A 17,543-nucleotide genomic window follows, 5' to 3' on the forward strand; every position below is an offset into this window, starting at 1 on the left:
AATTTTACAGCATCTTGTAGTTATGTTTTTTTAAATTAATCAGGTTAATGTTATTATAGGCAAGTATCGCAGCGGAGCTTACTCATTCGTGCAAATTTCACATAAGTCCTTCAGAAACGTCGGGTTAATCGGTCGACCAGACAAATCATCAGTTGTAGAAACACTCTGTTTAATTCATGATCATTTGTTGAACTTAGGTTTGAACCCCCTTTTTGATCAGGAAACAGCCGAATTAGTACCTTATGACCATGCACAGATAGTAAGCCGTCATTTATTAGGTGAAGTTGCTGATTTAGTTATTGTAGTTGGAGGTGATGGTTCTTTACTCCATGCGGCAAGAGCTTTGGTCCGTTACAATACCCCTGTAATTGGTATCAACCGTGGACGATTAGGTTTTTTAACTGATATCAAACCTTCAGAAGCCATTTTTAAACTTGATCAAGTCCTTCAAGGACATTTTCAACTTGATCGCCGTTTCTTACTTGAAATGGAAGTGCGAACAAATGGCGAAGTCATTTATGATGCAATTGCTTTAAATGATGTCGTTTTGCATTCGGGTAAATCGGTTCATATGATTGACTTTGAGCTCAATATTGATGGCCAATATGTTTATCGCCAGCATAGTGACGGTTTAATTGTTTCAACTCCAACCGGATCAACGGCCTATGCATTGTCAGGCGGTGGCCCAATTTTACATCCAAGTATGGACGCTATTGCACTAGTTCCAATGCATCCCCACACACTGTCATCACGACCTATTGTCGTCGGTGGTCAAAGCGAAATTAAGATTGTTATTCGCGAAAATCGGGTGTTACCTATGGTGAGTGCAGATGGTCAACATAGCATATCGCTCAATGTTGGAGATAGTTTACACATCCGCAAGCATCCATTTAAACTAAGTTTATTGCATCCACCAGGTTATGATTTTTATATGGCCTGCCGTACCAAGCTTGGTTGGAACCAAGATTTTGAATCTTTCCAAAGAGATGAATCATGAATATTGAACAAATGCTATCTATTTTAAACCCTGAGATTGTAGAGCGTTTAAAAACAGCAGTAGAAATTGGTAAATGGCCAAATGGCGTTGTTTTAACAAAAGAGCAGCGTGAGACTTGTATGCAAGCTGTAATTGCTTGGGAGTTAAAGAACTTACCAGAAGAACAGCGCAGTGGTTATATTGACCGTGGTACGAAAGAAGAGGGTGAGGTATGTGAAGATGATCATCACAAACACGAGCCAGAATTTAAACCAATTCGTTTTGTTTAAAGCCGCATTTTAGAATAAAAGAATAAATCGTATTAGCCTTTGCTATCGCGTGGGCGACATGGATGTCGCCTGTTGAGTAACAGTACAAGAACGTACTGTTTGCTCAACGAAAGATTTTTGTTACTTTTCATCTTTGAAAAGTAAGTATTGCCTATATGCAACAATATCGAAAAGACACGGTGTATAAGGCTGTATCAGTCTTTTTGGATAGACTTACGTGTTTCCCATAACACTTTTGCTTTCTGCATCGCCTCTTCAAAACTAGCAACAACGCCCATGGTATATAGTGCAATTCCGATGGTTTCTGTTACTGCCATTTCACCGTATTCATGGTGCTGTTGACCTACCCATACTTCTTTAAAAGTTGCTAAATCTAATTCTTCTTCAATTGGACTGCGTTCAGGTGTGAGCTTTGGCAACTCATGTTCATAGAGTTCACCATTTTTAATGCCACAAATGAGTGTTTTTGCATCTGGATTTCGCTCAAACTCACCACCTTCACCTTTAATAACTGCACTATTTTGATAGCCTAAGCGCAGTGCACTATGCTGATGAGAGGTTCTATAAGCTGGATGGAATATCGCTTGTAAGGTAGCTTTAGCATTAAAAGGATTGATTAAGCGGGCTAAAGTATGAATGGGCGAACGTAATCCCATTACATTTCTTAAAGAAATCAGTTCACTTAAAACTGGTGAAATCACATCTAAAGGTAAGTAGGCAAAATTTTGCTCTGCTAGTTGTGTACGTACTTCTTGTTCAGAATGGCAAATTTTATAATCTAAATATTCCAAAACTTGTTCAGTATAGACTCGGTTAATCGTATGTCCAGAAGCGCCGTGCATTACGATTTTATAGCCGTGATGAGCAAGCGTAAGGGCAGCTAATAAAAACCAAGGATAATGTTTACGCTTACCAGCATAAGATGACCAGTCTAAGTCAACCTCTAATGGCTGAAAATTGAGTTGATCTCTAGTGGCTTGAACAAATCCCGCGAGTTCATCAATAGATTCTTCTTTAACTCGAAGCAGCATTAAAAAAGCACCCAACTGAACGTCAAGAACCTCACCTTTTAAAATCATGGTAAAAGCTTGATAGGCTTCTTCATAACTCAGTGATCGAGATCCGGTTTTCCCCTTACCTAAAATACGGACATATTGAGCAAAGGGATGTTCAGCATCTTTATAGATATTACGTTTAGTATTCATGGTAATTCAAAACAGTAAAAATAAGGGGGTAGGCAGCTCAAAATGAAATGTCTACAAGTACTTATCAATATGACATAAAACGTAGCTGAAAAAATATCAAAAGTGTTTCTTATACTAAAGTCTTAGGACCACATGAGTGTTTTTTGCGCGTATTAGCCAAAAATTTAACCGAATCATAATTTAATTCGAGTACACTTTCTCGTGCTTTTTTGAGCACTCATATCATAATTTTCTGTGATTCTCCTATATCTTCAGCTTTTTATTGAAAAAGTAAGAGGTTATTTCTAACTACTCAAAGTGGTTAGAAACTTCAGGTATTCTCCTGTTTTAGAAAACAGCTTTTTTTGTTTTCATTGAGGTAGTAGGAAGGTTTTTTGTTTACAAAGAACCGTTTCCCTTTTGCGGTGTTCATGTGAAAGGTTAGGGCTGTGTATTCGTAAAGAATAGACGTTTCATTTTGGTATTTCCAACGGACTTGGAAATATAGATTGAAGTAAAGTTATGGCTAAAAAACCGATTTATAAATCACTTTATTTTCAAGTGATTATTGCGATTATTGCGGGTGTTTTGGTAGGACATTTTTCCCCAAGCACAACGCAAATTGTCAATGGTGTTGAACAGCATATCCCAGGTTTAGGTGAGAAACTCAAGCCATTAGGTGATGCCTTTATTCGTTTGATCAAGATGATCATCGCACCCGTTATTTTCTGTACAGTGGTGAGCGGTATTGCTGGCATGGAAAGCATGAAGTCAGTCGGAAAAACTGGCGGCGTCGCGTTGTTGTACTTTGAAGTTGTTTCAACAATTGCACTTCTGATTGGTCTTGTTGTAATTAACATTGCTAAACCGGGTGTAGGGATGAATATTGACCCTACAACTCTAGACACCTCGGGCATTCAAAAGTACGTCAGTTCTGGTGAGTCACAATCTACCATTGATTTCTTAATGCACATCATCCCAGATACGGTTGTTGGCGCATTTGCAACTGGTGAAATCTTACAAGTCCTTCTTTTTGCAATTCTCTTTGGTTTTGCTTTACATAAGTTAGGTGATGCTGGACGTCCAGTTTTAAAATTTATTGACCAAGTTGCACATGTGTTCTTTAACATTGTGAATATGGTCATGAAACTGGCTCCGATTGGTGCATTTGGTGCAATGGCATTCACCATCGGTAAATATGGCGTTGGTTCACTCGTACAATTAGGGCAACTCATTCTCTGCTTCTATATTACGTGTCTACTCTTTATCTTCTTGATCTTGGGTACAATCAGTCGTATGAGTGGATTCAGTATCCTCAAAATGATTCGCCTGATTCGTGAAGAGCTTTTAATTGTACTTGGTACATCTTCTTCTGAATCTGTTTTGCCTCGTATGTTACGTAAACTTGAAATTGCAGGTTGTGAAAAGTCTGTAGTCGGTTTGGTTATTCCAACAGGTTATTCATTTAACCTTGATGGAACGTCAATTTATTTGACTATGGCAGCAATCTTTATTGCTCAGGCAACGAATACTCAGCTTGATATTCAACATCAAATCACTTTGTTATTAGTACTCTTAATCTCATCTAAGGGTGCGGCGGGTGTAACTGGCTCTGGCTTTATTGTGATGGCAGCGACTTTATCTGCTGTAGGACATATTCCAGTTGCAGGTTTGGCATTGATTTTAGGTATTGACCGTTTCATGTCAGAAGCACGCGCTTTAACTAACCTTGTTGGTAACTCTCTAGCAACGATTGTTGTTGCTAAGTGGGTCGGGGCTTTGGATAAAGATAAATTAAATGAAGCCTTAAATAATCCAGAAGAAGTGGATAGAAAAATGCTTGAGCAGAAAAGTATAACTGCTGAAGCATCTCACTAAAAATAAATATTAATAAAAAGGAAGCTCAGGCTTCCTTTTTATTGGCTGACTGAAAAGTACAGTATTAATGAGCAGCTAAGCCATGACAGTTGTGAAAAAAATGATTAGCATGCACAGCATGAGATTAGATAAAACAATAAGCTGAAGGAAAATATTATGTTGGCATACGATGCAGATTTAGAATTATTCCGTGATAATTTTAAACGTTTTATGGGTGAGCATATTGCGCCACACTACGACCAATGGGAACGCGAAGGAATCATGCCTCGTTCAGTTTGGAATCAACTGGGTGAAAATGGCTATTTATGCGTGGATATTCCAGAAGAATATGGTGGTTATGGGGTTCCAACTTACTATTCATTAATGCTGGTTGAAGAATCTGCACGTGCCGGTTTTTGTGCATTATCGACAGCTATTTCTTGTCACTCTGAAATTGCTGCACCGTATATTTTACATATCGGGACAGAAGAGCAAAAACAATACTGGTTACCGAAAATGGTAACAGGTGAAGTTGTTGGTGCAATTGGTATGACTGAACCTGGGGCAGGCTCAGATTTACAATCAATGCGTACCAGTGCCATTTTGCAAGACGATCACTATTTATTAAATGGTTCAAAAACATTTATTTCAAATGGACAACATGCTGATCTTGTTGTGCTTGCAGTAAAAACTGATCCTCAAGCACGAGCAAAAGGTGTGTCATTATTATTAGCAGATACACATCTGGAAGGCTTTAAGAAAGGCACAAATTTAGACAAAATCGGCCTGCATTCTCAAGACACATCTGAGCTGTTTTTTGACAATGTGAAAGTACCTAAAAACCAGTTACTTGGTCAAGCTGGGCAAGGTTTTGCTTATTTAATGCAAGAGTTACCTCGTGAACGTACCGCAATTGCATCTACTGCAATTGGTGCAATTCGTGGTGCAATTGATTTGGCAACCGCTTATGTAAAAGAGCGCCAAGCATTTGGTCACCCCATTTCACAGTTCCAAAATACTCGTTTTGTTTTAGCACAAGCAAAAATTGATGAGCTTGCTACAGCGGCTTTTTATGAAAGAAATGTTGCCTTATATCAAGAAGGCAAACTAGATGTAGAAACGGCTGCGGCATTGAAAAGTTTCAGTAGCGATATGCAAATGAAGGTCGCAGACAACTTGCTCCAACTTTTTGGTGGTTATGGCTATATGACTGAATATCCAATTTCACGTTTCTTTGTAGATGCCCGTATCCAACGTATTTACGGTGGGACAAATGAAATTATGAAAGAAATCGTAGCGCGTGGATTAATTGGCAAAGCCTAATTAAGCAGAGAAAAAAACAGCCTGTCTTAGAACAGGCTGTTTTGTTTTTAACTATTTAGTCATTCTGTTGAATGACAGGATAGTCCTGTTGTTTCGGTAATTGCTGTAATGCATGATTCATCTTTCTTAAAAACTCATCGGCTTCATCTTGATGAAATGAATCTTCGGTGTATGCACTACGTTCTTGGATATTGATACTACAACCTCTTATTTTCATATTTTTAGGATTAAATGACCAGTCATTTGGATCCTTTAAAGTAATGTCTAAATCACTTTCACAGCTTTTCCATAGACGTAAAAAATCATTTGATAACTCTGTTTTAAATCCTTGTGCAGGATAGACTGAAAATCCTTTCATTTCGGGATTAGAAAACTGTATAAACATGTTTACTGGCATTCCACCCCAAATGATTGATGTATCTTCTGGTAAAGCAATGCCTGATAAATTTTTCTCTTTTAAAGCATGTGATTGCTCAAATTTCTGCCTGAAATGTTGCGACTGATAGGTCAGCTTGGTTTGGGCTGGGATTGGAATGCCACGAACTTGATTGTTGGCAGTCATCATATAGTACGGAGAATTATCAGTACCATTGCATCCTGCGATTAAGGAGCAACCGCCACAAGCCGTTAAACTAAAACTTGTAAGACCCAGTAAGCCTAAAACAATAATTTTATTCATTCTATTTTTTACTGTTGTTATGACATATTGGGTCAGTATAACCAATCTATGCATTAAGAGGTCTATCTTTAAGAATAATGAAATAATCAGCTTCAAATGTAATTATGTTTTACTTGGCTGGCTGCTGTAATGGCCCATCAAATAAAGATTTACAGCTTTCTAGGTCTTTGCAAGAAGCAAACATAAGTGCTTTTGGTAGACTTGCATACAAATTTGTAATGTGTTGTTCAGCCGGGTTATAAAAATGCCAATAAGTAAATTGATCTGAACGTTTATTTTCCAGAGCTTTAAAGAAATCTGTTTCGTTAAATTTATTATCAAGTTGAGTACGGGGTCCTCCTTGCTCATGTGTACCGACCGTGGTCAAAAGCATCGGAGAGTTGCTTTGTTTTTGACTCTGCCAATAGTTTAATTTTTGAAATAGCATGCCTTGATCAAACCAAAGAGAAGGGCTTGCAGCAAAGTAACGTTGGAATGCATTTGGCTTTTGAAAAAAATGATAAAGAACCAATAAGCCTCCAAAAGAATGTCCATATAGACTCTGTTGTTGACTATTATGAGTGGGTCTAGGCCTAATTTTGCAGAACCTGCCCCAATAGACTGGGCAATATTGGCAGCACTTGGAAAGGTTGCATTTCCGTCTAATATATAAAGTACTGGATAACCCTGTTGGGGTGGGGCAACGGGTGGTTTATAAATTTGAATAAGATAATCATGGCCTGTATTTTTAGATTTAATTTGAAATTGTGCCTGATTATTTTGAAAAACGATTTTTGATTGATTTTGTGTAGAAGTTTGAGCCAAAACAGAGCCGCTTATTAATGAGCTCAAAAGAAAACAGCAAGGTAAAAAGAAAAATGATTTATGCATAATGGGGAATAATAAAATTTATTACACAAATGATAAATGAAAATCATTATCAAATAAAGCAATTCAGGGAATGTGCGCAAAAAGGTTAATGAAAAAAGCTCTTACAGCTATATTGCCTAACAAATCAAAGCAGACTATTGTTATACTCTCGTTTAAAAGATGATTTTACTGAGGCTGCATTCTAATGATCAACGATGATCAAAACAAAACGACTTCTCTTAGTTTAGAACAAATTCGCGAAGATATTGATAGCGTGGATCAACAGATTCAAGAATTATTAAATCGACGCGCAAGCCTTGCTGAAGCTGTTGCGAAAGCTAAATTTGCTTCCGAAGAGAATCCTTTGTTTTATCGTCCTGAACGTGAAGCGCAAGTGTTGCGTAAAGTTATGGAGCGTAACCAAGGTCCTTTGTCTGATGTAACCATGGCGCGTTTGTTCCGTGAAATTATGTCTGCTTGCCTTGCTTTAGAAGCACCGCAAAGTATTGCATTTTTAGGGCCAGAAGGTACTTTTACTCAATCTGCTGTGCTTAAACATTTTGGTAAAGATGCGGTTGTACGCCCACTTCCAACGATTGATGAAGTCTTCCGTGAAGTGGAAGCAGGTAGTGCACATTACGGTGTAGTTCCCGTTGAGAACTCATCTGAAGGTGTTGTAAACCATACCTTAGATTGCTTTAAAACATCGAATTTAAATGTGATTGGTGAAGTTGAATTACGTATTCATCATCAATTTCTTGTTTCTGAAAATACACGTAAAGACAGTATTAAGCAGATTTATGCGCATCAGCAAACTTTGGCACAATGTCGCCAATGGTTAGATGCACATTATCCGGGTGTTGAGCGTGTTGCTTTAAACTCGAATGCAGAAGCTGCGCGCCGTATTCGCAACGAATGGCATTCGGCAGCGATCGCATCTGATATTGCCGCAGGTATGTATAACCTTGAAATCTTGCATAGCAATATTGAAGATAATCCAGAGAATACAACTCGTTTCTTAGTGATCGGCCGTGAAAAAATTCCACAAAGTGGCAATGATAAAACATCGTTATTGATTTCAGCACATGATCGTGCGGGTGCTTTATTAGAAATTTTAGCGCCATTTGCAAAACATAATATTAGCTTAACAAGTATTGAGACTCGTCCAGCATTACCTGAAAAGTGGGCATATGTATTCTTTATCGATTTAGAAGGTCATATCGAACAAGAGAATGTTGCTGCTGCGATTAATGATATTCGCCCAATGGTGAAAGAGATTCGTATTTTAGGTTCTTATCCTGCCGCTGTTCTGTAATCACTTATGTTGGAATAATGACATGTATCAAGATAAGCATGTCATTATGCTTAAAAACAAATTGCTCAATGGTTTAAATATCTTTGAGCAAAAGCAAAGTTGAAGTTATGTCACAACCCCTATTTAAAAAAGTTGCATTTATTGGTTTAGGACTCATCGGGTCGAGTTTAGCTCGTGTTATTGTTGCAGAAAAGTTGGCCACAACAGTTGTTGCATCTACACGTTCACAGAAAACTTTAGAAGATGCAAAATCACTTGGCTTAATAGAAGAAGGATTTTCTGATCCTGTTGAAGCCGTGAAAGGGGCTGACTTAGTCGTTTTAGCCTTGCCAGTGCGCGCTACGCAAAAAGTGCTTGAGCAGATTAAACCTTATTTGTCAGAAACCACGATTATAACTGATGTGGGAAGTACAAAAGGTAATGTCGTTGATGCAGCAAAAGCTGTATTTGGTGAAAATTTACCAGCAGGTTTTGTACCAGGGCACCCTATCGCGGGTAGTGAACACACGGGTGTTCATGCAGGTAAGGTTGACCTATTTGCAAATCACAAAGTAATTTTAACGCCGTTACCAACAAGCGCAGAATGGGCTGTTGATAAACTGATTCAACTTTGGTCAGCAGCTAAAGCTGAAGTCATTTGTATGGATGTTGCCAAGCATGATGAAGTGCTGGCGCACACCAGTCATTTACCACATTTAATGGCATTTAATCTGGTTGAGCAACTTGCAAACCGTGAAGATAATTTCGATATTTTCCGCTATGCAGCGGGTGGCTTTCGTGATTTTTCGCGGATTGCGGCTAGTGATCCTCAAATGTGGCATGACATTTTCTTTGCCAATAAAACAGCAATATTAAATGCTGTAGATGGCTTCGAAAAGCAACTTACTGTACTTAGAAAATTGATTGAAAACGAAGATTCTCATGCATTAATGGGATTGCTCGGTCATGCTCAAGCAGCACGTCAACATTTCAATCATATGTTAGCCAAAAAACCTTTAATGGAGAAAAATAAGGTGACACAGCAATTCAGTATCTTACCGGGAAATAAAACTTTTAAAGGTAAATTTACCGTACCGGGTGACAAATCTGTGTCACATCGCTCGATTATGTTTGGTGCTATTGCCGAAGGCACTACCCATGTAACGGGCTTTCTTGAAGGTGAAGATGCTTTGGCAACTTTGCAAGCTTTCCGTGATATGGGCGTAAGCATTGAAGGCCCAAAAAATGGTGAAGTGACCATTCATGGCGTAGGCATGCATGGTTTAAAAGCGCCAGCAAGTGCCTTGTATATGGGTAACTCTGGTACAAGCATGCGTTTACTTTCAGGCATGTTATCAGCGCAAAAATTTGATTCAGTGATGACGGGTGATGCGTCACTTTCTAAACGTCCAATGGAGCGTATTGCTAAGCCATTACGTTTAATGGGTGCGCAAATTCAGACTACAGGTGAGAAAGGTACACCACCTGTAAGCATTACTGGTGGTCAACAATTAAAAGCGATTCAATACGATTTACCTATGGCATCTGCTCAAGTGAAGTCTGGTATTTTACTTGCGGGCTTATGGGCAGAAGGTGAAATCTCTGTTACCGAACCAGAGCCAACTCGTGACCATACAGAGCGCATGCTTCGTGCATTTGGTTATGATGTTAAAACCGAAGGTAACAAGATCTCTCTAGTGGGTGGTGGTAAATTAGTAGGTACTGACATTCAAGTACCATCAGACATTTCATCTGCTGCTTTCTTTATGGTAGGTGCTGCAATTACTGAAGGTTCCGATGTTGTTCTGGAAGCTGTAGGTATTAACCCAACACGTACGGGCGTAATTGAAATTTTAAAACAGATGGGTGCTGACCTGACTGTTGAAAATGAGCGTATTGCCGGTGGTGAACCTATTGCTGATATTCATATTAAAGGCTCACGCACCCTTAAAGGCATTCATATGCCAGAAGACCAAGTGCCTTTAGCAATTGATGAATTCCCAGCTTTATTTATTGCAGCAGCTTGTGCCGAAGGCCAAACGGTATTGACTGGTGCGGCAGAACTTCGCGTGAAAGAATCTGACCGTATTCAGGTCATGGCAGACGGCTTAAAAATTATGGGCATTGACTGCACGCCAACTGATGATGGCATCATTATCGAAGGTAAGGGTAAGGCTGGTGACTGGTCGCCAATCTTTACAGGTGGTGAAGTTGAATCACACCATGACCACCGTATTGCCATGAGCTTTAGTATGGCAGGCCTTCGTAATTCTGGTCCGATTACGATTCAGGGTACTGAAACTGTGGCGACAAGCTTCCCAACTTTCACTGAGTTGGCGAATCGTGCAGGCTTAACGATCGAAGTTAGCCAATAACTTTTTACCTAACACATTTTATAATTGCTAACACAATAGCAACGGCAGCAGCGGGCTAAAGGCTTGGCTGCTGTTTGTTTATTGCTTATGCTAAGCGCAGATAATGATAAAAGTGTTAGGACAAAGGATGAAAAAATTACAATTTATTGCCAGTTGCCCAGAACATGGGGTGCTCGATCATCCGCCAAATGAATGCCATATCACTCAAGAATATGTAGCGGCTTTATTATTTAAACAATTGGGACATTATGGCTTTGATGCACAGCACATTGTGCATGAACATGAAAAAGTAGAAGTGAGTATTGATAATCATCTTTTACCCTTGTCGATTACTTGTCAGAAAACAGACCATGAAGGGCATTTAATGTGTGAAATCTCTGCCAATCCTGATGAAGAGCAAGATTGGTTTGAAAAGATTGAAACACAAAGCATCATTCGTCAGCTTGCACAGGCAGTTGAAAATAGTTTGAAAGCCGATCAGAGTTTCTCAGCATTTGAATGGAAAAACTAAAACATACACCTGTTAAGACTTATTTATGAAGTGCGGCTTTTTAGAAAAGTCGTACCATCTCTTTAGATTAAAGATAAAAATACAAAATCTTTCCTGAAATTCCTACCTATCTTTAATGCATTGTGTATATTGAAATTATTACGATATTTACATAATTAGAGTGTGGTTTTCATGACACAAGTTGATATTGCGGCGCTATCTCCTCAAGTGGTTTGGCAGCATTTTCAAACACTTTGCACTATTCCTCGTCCATCAAAGCATGAACAACAGCTTCGTGAGTTTTTACAAAACTGGGCGCAAAGTCGAAATCTAGAAACTTACGTAGATGAAGTTGGGAATTTGATTATCCGTAAGAATGCGACTGTGGGTAAAGAACATGTATCTGGAGTCATTCTTCAAGGCCATTTAGATATGGTCACCCAAGCCAATACTGGTACAGTACATGACTTCTTTAAAGACCCAATTCGTCCAGTCCTTGAAGATGGTTGGTTGATTGCCAAAGACACCACTTTAGGTGCTGATAATGGCATTGGGGTAGCCCTAGCTTTAGCTGTATTAGATTCAAATGATATTGCTCATGGGCCAATTGAAGTTCTTTTAACAGTTGATGAAGAAGCAGGTATGAGTGGTGCACGGCTTTTACAGGCAGGTGTATTAAAAGGAAAATGGTTATTTAATATTGATACAGAAGAGTGGGGCGAGTTATATCTCGGATGTGCTGGCAGTATTGATGTTGAAGTAGAGCAGCAGCTTAGTTATGAACCAATCCCTACAAATTTGAATATTGTGAATATTCAGGTGACTGGTCTTAAAGGTGGTCACTCTGGCGTAGATATTCATTTAGGACGTGGCAATGCCAACGTTATTCTGGCCCGCTTTTTAAATGAGTATTTAGCAAAACTTTGTGGACGACTTGTTGAGTTTACAGGTGGTACAGCTCGTAATGCTTTACCTCGGGAAGCAGTAGCAACCATTGCAATTTCGTCTAACCAATTATCCGAATTAGAAAAATTACTCTCTGAATATCAAACAGCATGGAAAAAACAGCTACAAAGTATTGATGACAATCTGCAATTAACTATTCAACCTACTAGCGTTGAAACGAATCAAGTGATTACTCAGCAACAGCAAAACGAGTGGTTGCAAGCTTTGGCAACAAGTCCTTACGGTGTTGCAAATATGAGTCAAGCTTTACCAGACGTAGTTGAGACTTCAAATAATATTGGGGTGGTAAAACTAAATCGAGAAGGTGGAAAAGCTGTTTTAATGGTTCGCTCAATGGTGAATCAAAAAGCTCAAGATTTTGCAGAAAAAATTCAGGCACATTTTAGTCAGTTTAATATCGCTTCTGCACTCACACCGTTAGTTTCAGGTTGGACACCAAATCCTGACTCGGCTGCTCTAAAATGCCTACAGCAGGCCTATCAAAAAGCATTTAATATTGAGCCGAATCTAAAAGTAATTCATGCGGGTTTAGAGTGTGGGATTATTGCTGAACATTATCCAGATTTACAGATGGTATCGTTTGGACCGGATATTCAAGGTGCGCATGCACCGGGTGAACGAGTCAAAGTGGAGACCGTAGAGAAATGCTGGAAGCTATTGGTAACGGCTTTGGCATCTGTAGAGTAGTTTTTACAAATAAGAAGCTCAATCATGAGCTTCTTAAACTTTAATCTTTACATGAAAATGATCTGGACTTAACTCGGTGAATTTAAAATCACAACGGATATAAGTTTACTCGATTTTTAGAAGTTGCCCTGTTTCACTTAAAGTAAACTGATCAAAATCATTTGCTAAATAAAAATGACCTTTATAAAACTGACGAACTTCTTCGGCAATAGCTTGCTGCCCAGCTTTATCCTGATGTCTAGGGCTAAAATGAGTCAGAATTAAATTATCCAGAGATTGTTGTTCTGCAAATTCAGCTACCATTTTTGCTGAGCTATGCATAGGGCCTTTGCCTACTTTATCTAAAACCGTTTGCAAGTAAGTCGATTCGTGAATAAGGAGTTGAGCATCTTTGCAAGCATCAGTTAATAGTTCAGGTTGGTCATTATCGCCACCTATAATTGCATGAACTTGTTGATTTTGAATTTTGATAAAGTCTTGAGCTTTTAAAGTTTGTCCCTCAAATTCAACATTGTAGCCTCGTTTTAAATGACCCCACATATCGCCTTTGGGTACACCAAGCTGAGTTAAAGTTTGGATATCTAACTTCTTCTGGGTAGATTTCATATAAATGCTAAAGGCAAAACTTGGAACACGATGGCTTAATGGATGTCCCTGAACTAATAATTCATCGGTGATCTGCTGTGGCTCGATTGCTTCATTAACATCAATAAATTTAATTGGATAGGGTAAATGCAAATCTGTAAGTTGAGCAGTGATGTTAAACCATTGTTCAATTTCTTTCGGTGCAATCACTATTAATGGTTTAGTACGTGCATTCATGCCTGCGCTTGCCAGTAAACCAACTAGGCCATAACAATGGTCGCCGTGAACGTGTGTAATACAAATAGCAACTAGGTTTTGTAGAGAAAGTCTGGCTTGCTGAATGCGGTGCTGAGTACCTTCACCAGCATCAATTAAAACCCAGTCCTTATTTTTACTGTTGCGGACTGCTAATCCTGAAACATTACGTGTCAGGGTGGGTACACCTGAAGATGTGCCTAAAAAAGTAAAATGAAGCATATTTTTGGAATTTTTAGAAAAATAAGTATTGCCTATTATAGGCACTTATAAAATTTTATCGAAATTATGATGAATAAATAATAGCGACCGAGTGAAAAAATGTTTGGCTCGTTTTGGATTAAGTTGGAGTAATTTTTAGTAGTTACAGGGCGTATGAAATGATGGACATAGACTCAATCTATGCCCATCAAATTACAGTTTATTTCATGATAATAAAGCGTGTAATGATTTGACGAAGCTGTTTTAAATAGCCTGTAAAGAAGTGATTGGCGCCTGGTAAAATCGTAATTGGATGCTTCTGTGGTTTTGCCCATGCAATAGCATCTGAAAGTAAGGTAATGTCATCTTGCTCACCATGAATGAGTAGAATATCACCTTGAATTTCAGGAGTTTTATAGTGGCGCAAGCCCACTACAGTAGCCGTTGGTAAACCACATAAAATTAACTGTACAGGTCGTAATTCAGGATTAAGCTGTGCAAAGCATTTTGCCATAACATGTGAACCGAAACTAAAGCCACCTGCATAGAACGGTAGACCTTCGTGAAGCTTACGAACATGTTCAATTACAGCTAAGATATCTTCAGTCTCACCATGGCCTTCATCATGAATACCTTCACTGCCGCCTAACCCACGGAAGCTAGGACGGTAAACAATGCAACCATATTCATTAAAGATTTGGGTTAACAGGACAGGGACTTTATGTTGAGGGGTTCCACCTTGCAATGGATGCGGATGACAAACTACCGCAAAGCCTTTGATTTCACCTTCAGGGCGGTCAACGAAAAGTTCAATTTTACCTACTGGACCCTGGATGAAAGTTTGCTCAGACATATAAGAACCGCTAAATAACAATACGTGATGCTATTTTACCGATAGTCGTCATTGAAAACACGAGTTAGCATTAAAAAATATCTACTGTTATAGTTGGTATTAAGAATAATTTTTTCAGGTTATGTATGCTTGCTTTAATTTCTCCTGCAAAAACTTTGGATTATGAAACAGCGTTACCTACAGATGAGTTTACTCAACCTCGCTTGTTAAAACACTCAGCACAATTAATTGATGTTAGCCGTAAACTTTCTGCTTCGGAAATTGCGAGCTTAATGAGTGTCAGTGAAAAAATTGCCACATTGAATGCAGACCGATTTAGAGATTGGAAGCCCGAGTTTGATTTTTCAAATGCTCGTCAGGCAATTTATGCATTTAAAGGTGACGTATATACGGGTTTAAATGCATACCATTTAAACGATAAAGATATTGATTTTGCACAGCAGCATTTACGTATGCTATCTGGCTTATATGGTTTATTGCGTCCTTTAGATTTAATGATGCCTTATCGTCTTGAGATGGGTACTAAATTAAAAAATTTACGTGGCCATAATTTGTATGAGTTCTGGGGTGAAATTATCACAAACCAGATTAATGAAGATTTGGCAGTAATAAATTCTGAATTACTTGTAAACCTAGCTTCAGATGAGTATTACAAATCGGTCAATGAGAAGAAAATTAAGGCTGAAATTGTTAAGCCTGTTTTCCTTGATCAGAAAAATGGTAAATATAAAGTCATTAGTTTCTATGCGAAAAAAGCACGCGGTTTAATGGCTCGTTTTATGATTGAAAACCAATTAAATAAAGCTGAAGACATCAAAGCGTTTAATACCGATGGATACTACTTTGATGCTGAGAATTCATCAGCAAAAGAACTGGTATTTAAGCGGGACGAACAATAATCCTGAGTATGGTTAAGATATGATGATGCAGCTTTATTTATCAAAATTGGAACATGTTTGGTTTGAGCTGCATCAGCATTATCAATTTTCTGAGCCGCAAAAAATCTTAAATATACTCATCGCTGCTTATAGTGAAAAGCAGCGGGCTTATCATACTGTTCAACATATATATGAATGCTTAAATCTGCTTGAGTCAATTCGATCAGAATTAAATGATCCTTATGCCGTGGCATTGGCACTTTGGTTTCATGATGTTATCTATGACCCACAAGCTAAAGACAATGAGCTTAAGAGTGTTGATTTATTTGAACAATGTATGGTTCAAGATTTACCAGTAAATACAGTTCAGAAAATAAAGCGTTGGATTCTTGCTACTCAAAAGCATATATCAACCGATGAAACGGATTTACAGTTTTTATTGGACATAGATTTAGCTATTTTGGCAGCGGCCCCAGAGCGTTTTATGCAATATGAACAGCAAATTCAGCAGGAATATGCTTGGGTCGATCCGGAAGTATATTCAATTAAACGAAAAGAAGTTTTAGTGCATTTTTATCAGTCTGAGCCACTTTATCAGACTGGCTATTTCCAAAAGAATTTTGAGCTCAATGCCAAGCAGAACTTAAAGCAAATATTAGAATAGCCTAAGCTAAATATAAGGATTTAGATCTGTCGATTAAAATAAAGTGATATAGATTTCTAGTCTTTTTTGAAAAGTGAAATGGTTACATAAGAGAAGAGAGGAACCACTGAAAAAAGGAGTGATTCCTTAGAAATAAATTATTTAAAGAAATAACCTGTTTCTGGTGAGCTTGCATTTGCCATACGTTTGCGTGGCATACGACCCGCTAAAAATGCTTCACGACCCGCTTCAACAGCTTTTTTCATTGCAGAAGCCATCAAAATAGGGTTTTGAGCAGCTGCAATTGCTGTATTCATTAGCACGCCGTCACAACCAAGTTCCATAGCAATAGCTGCATCACTTGCTGTACCAACGCCTGCATCTACCAAAACGGGTACTTTTGCATTTTCTTTAATAATTGAAATAGTGTGAGGATTTAAGATACCTAAACCTGAACCAATAAGACTACCTAAAGGCATGATCGCTACACAGCCCATACTTTCAAGTTCTTGAGCAATGATCGGGTCATCAGAGGTATAGACCATAATCTCAAAACCGTCATCAATCAAAGTACGAGCCGCTTTTAAAGTCTCGGTTACATTTGGATATAAGGTTTTTTCATCGCCCAAAACTTCAAGTTTTACCAAGTTATGACCGTCTAGAAGTTCACGCGCTAACATGCAAGTACGTACTGCGCTGTCAGCATCAAAACAACCTGCGGTATTTGGCAAAATTGTATATTTTTCTGGTGGAATAACTGAGAGTAAATTCGGTTGATCTGGATTTTGTCCAATATTCACACGGCGGATTGCGACAGTTACGATTTCTGCACCACTCGCTTGAATGGCTAAATCTGTTTCATTTAAGTCTTTATATTTGCCAGTTCCTACCAATAAACGAGATTGAAAAGAACGTGAACCAATAATGAGAGGGGTGTCTTGCATGGATAACTCCGACTTAGCCGCCGCCAACAGCGTGAATAATTTCGATACGGTCATGTTGAGCAATAGTGATTTGCTCTAATTTGCTTTTAGAAACGATTTGCTGATTGTGTTCGACAGCAAATCGTTTTCCTTCAAGTGCCATTTCCTGAATAAGTTGCAACAGGTTTTGACAAGGCGTGTCCGTTAATTCGCCATTTAAATAAATTTGCATGAT

General features: G+C 38.5%; 16 protein-coding genes and 1 pseudogene. 10 read left to right on the plus strand and 7 right to left on the minus strand.

Annotated features, from left to right (window positions below; genetic code table 11):
* Nucleotides 1-88 precede the first annotated feature (88 nt).
* Together WA249_RS14505 and WA249_RS14510 are read left to right on the plus strand one after the other, a co-directional pair.
* Nucleotides 89-997, plus strand: a complete 909-nt coding sequence (locus WA249_RS14505; RefSeq protein WP_336169722.1) for an NAD(+) kinase — start codon at nucleotides 89-91, stop codon at nucleotides 995-997.
* Nucleotides 994-1,266 carry a YeaC family protein gene (locus WA249_RS14510; protein ID WP_004791223.1) on the plus strand — a complete coding sequence of 91 codons (273 nt, stop codon included), beginning with the start codon at nucleotides 994-996 and terminating at the stop codon, nucleotides 1,264-1,266. The genes WA249_RS14505 and WA249_RS14510 overlap by 4 nt, the downstream gene beginning before the upstream one ends.
* Nucleotides 1,267-1,460: 194 nt before the next feature.
* Here the strand turns inward: WA249_RS14510 and WA249_RS14515 are convergent, their stop codons facing one another.
* On the minus strand, nucleotides 1,461-2,471 hold the full coding sequence (locus WA249_RS14515; RefSeq protein ID WP_336169724.1) for a glycosyl transferase family protein: 1,011 nt from the start codon (nucleotides 2,469-2,471) through the stop codon (nucleotides 1,461-1,463).
* Nucleotides 2,472-2,972: 501 nt separating this feature from the next.
* Here WA249_RS14515 and WA249_RS14520 point away from each other — a divergent pair.
* Both WA249_RS14520 and WA249_RS14525 read left to right on the plus strand, forming a co-directional pair.
* Nucleotides 2,973-4,328, plus strand: a complete 1,356-nt coding sequence (locus WA249_RS14520; protein ID WP_336169726.1) for a dicarboxylate/amino acid:cation symporter — start codon at nucleotides 2,973-2,975, stop codon at nucleotides 4,326-4,328.
* Nucleotides 4,329-4,484: 156 nt separating this feature from the next.
* Nucleotides 4,485-5,630 carry an acyl-CoA dehydrogenase family protein gene (locus WA249_RS14525; protein WP_336169727.1) on the plus strand — a complete coding sequence of 382 codons (1,146 nt, stop codon included), beginning with the start codon at nucleotides 4,485-4,487 and terminating at the stop codon, nucleotides 5,628-5,630.
* A 55-nt stretch (nucleotides 5,631-5,685) separates the two neighbouring features.
* Here the strand turns inward: WA249_RS14525 and WA249_RS14530 are convergent, their stop codons facing one another.
* Both WA249_RS14530 and WA249_RS14535 read right to left on the minus strand, forming a co-directional pair.
* On the minus strand, nucleotides 5,686-6,309 hold the full coding sequence (locus WA249_RS14530; protein ID WP_336169728.1) for a hypothetical protein: 624 nt from the start codon (nucleotides 6,307-6,309) through the stop codon (nucleotides 5,686-5,688).
* 109 nt (nucleotides 6,310-6,418) lie between these two features.
* Nucleotides 6,419-7,179, minus strand: a pseudogene (locus tag WA249_RS14535) (alpha/beta hydrolase).
* A gap of 184 nt (nucleotides 7,180-7,363) precedes the next feature.
* Here WA249_RS14535 and pheA point away from each other — a divergent pair.
* The 4 genes from pheA to WA249_RS14555 all read left to right on the plus strand — a co-directional run bounded on the left by pheA (nucleotide 7,364) and on the right by WA249_RS14555 (nucleotide 12,970).
* Nucleotides 7,364-8,473, plus strand: coding sequence for a prephenate dehydratase (gene pheA, locus WA249_RS14540; protein WP_003650703.1), 1,110 nt, complete (start codon nucleotides 7,364-7,366; stop codon nucleotides 8,471-8,473).
* A 107-nt stretch (nucleotides 8,474-8,580) separates the two neighbouring features.
* Nucleotides 8,581-10,827, plus strand: a complete 2,247-nt coding sequence (locus WA249_RS14545) for a bifunctional prephenate dehydrogenase/3-phosphoshikimate 1-carboxyvinyltransferase (protein ID WP_336169730.1) — start codon at nucleotides 8,581-8,583, stop codon at nucleotides 10,825-10,827.
* Between the two features lie 127 nt (nucleotides 10,828-10,954).
* Nucleotides 10,955-11,338 carry a hypothetical protein gene (locus WA249_RS14550; protein WP_336169731.1) on the plus strand — a complete coding sequence of 128 codons (384 nt, stop codon included), beginning with the start codon at nucleotides 10,955-10,957 and terminating at the stop codon, nucleotides 11,336-11,338.
* Nucleotides 11,339-11,509: 171 nt separating this feature from the next.
* Complete coding sequence (locus tag WA249_RS14555; protein ID WP_336169732.1) at nucleotides 11,510-12,970, plus strand: aminoacyl-histidine dipeptidase; 1,461 nt, start codon at nucleotides 11,510-11,512, stop codon at nucleotides 12,968-12,970.
* Nucleotides 12,971-13,075: 105 nt separating this feature from the next.
* Here the strand turns inward: WA249_RS14555 and WA249_RS14560 are convergent, their stop codons facing one another.
* On the minus strand, nucleotides 13,076-14,032 hold the full coding sequence (locus WA249_RS14560) for a ribonuclease Z (RefSeq protein WP_336169733.1): 957 nt from the start codon (nucleotides 14,030-14,032) through the stop codon (nucleotides 13,076-13,078).
* Nucleotides 14,033-14,231: 199 nt separating this feature from the next.
* On the minus strand, nucleotides 14,232-14,864 hold the full coding sequence (locus WA249_RS14565; protein ID WP_016137571.1) for an alpha/beta hydrolase: 633 nt from the start codon (nucleotides 14,862-14,864) through the stop codon (nucleotides 14,232-14,234).
* Between the two features lie 125 nt (nucleotides 14,865-14,989).
* Here WA249_RS14565 and yaaA point away from each other — a divergent pair, with 125 nt between their 5' ends.
* The gene (gene yaaA, locus WA249_RS14570; protein WP_336169736.1) at nucleotides 14,990-15,763 is read left to right on the plus strand and encodes a peroxide stress protein YaaA; all 774 of its coding nucleotides are present in this window, start codon (nucleotides 14,990-14,992) and stop codon (nucleotides 15,761-15,763) included.
* Between the two features lie 19 nt (nucleotides 15,764-15,782).
* Nucleotides 15,783-16,406, plus strand: a complete 624-nt coding sequence (locus WA249_RS14575; RefSeq protein WP_336169738.1) for an HD domain-containing protein — start codon at nucleotides 15,783-15,785, stop codon at nucleotides 16,404-16,406.
* A gap of 137 nt (nucleotides 16,407-16,543) precedes the next feature.
* On the opposite strand, the gene WA249_RS14580 is transcribed toward WA249_RS14575, so the two are convergent.
* Both WA249_RS14580 and thiS read right to left on the minus strand, forming a co-directional pair.
* The gene (locus WA249_RS14580; RefSeq protein ID WP_001154366.1) at nucleotides 16,544-17,329 is read right to left on the minus strand and encodes a thiazole synthase; all 786 of its coding nucleotides are present in this window, start codon (nucleotides 17,327-17,329) and stop codon (nucleotides 16,544-16,546) included.
* A gap of 13 nt (nucleotides 17,330-17,342) precedes the next feature.
* A complete protein-coding gene (thiS, locus tag WA249_RS14585; RefSeq protein ID WP_004791249.1) occupies nucleotides 17,343-17,540 on the minus strand; it encodes a sulfur carrier protein ThiS in 198 nt (65 codons plus the stop codon).
* Between the last annotated feature and the right edge of the window lie 3 nt (nucleotides 17,541-17,543).

This window comes from Acinetobacter sp. 161(2023), from assembly GCF_037027805.1.
Taxonomy (GTDB): Bacteria; Pseudomonadota; Gammaproteobacteria; order Pseudomonadales; family Moraxellaceae; genus Acinetobacter.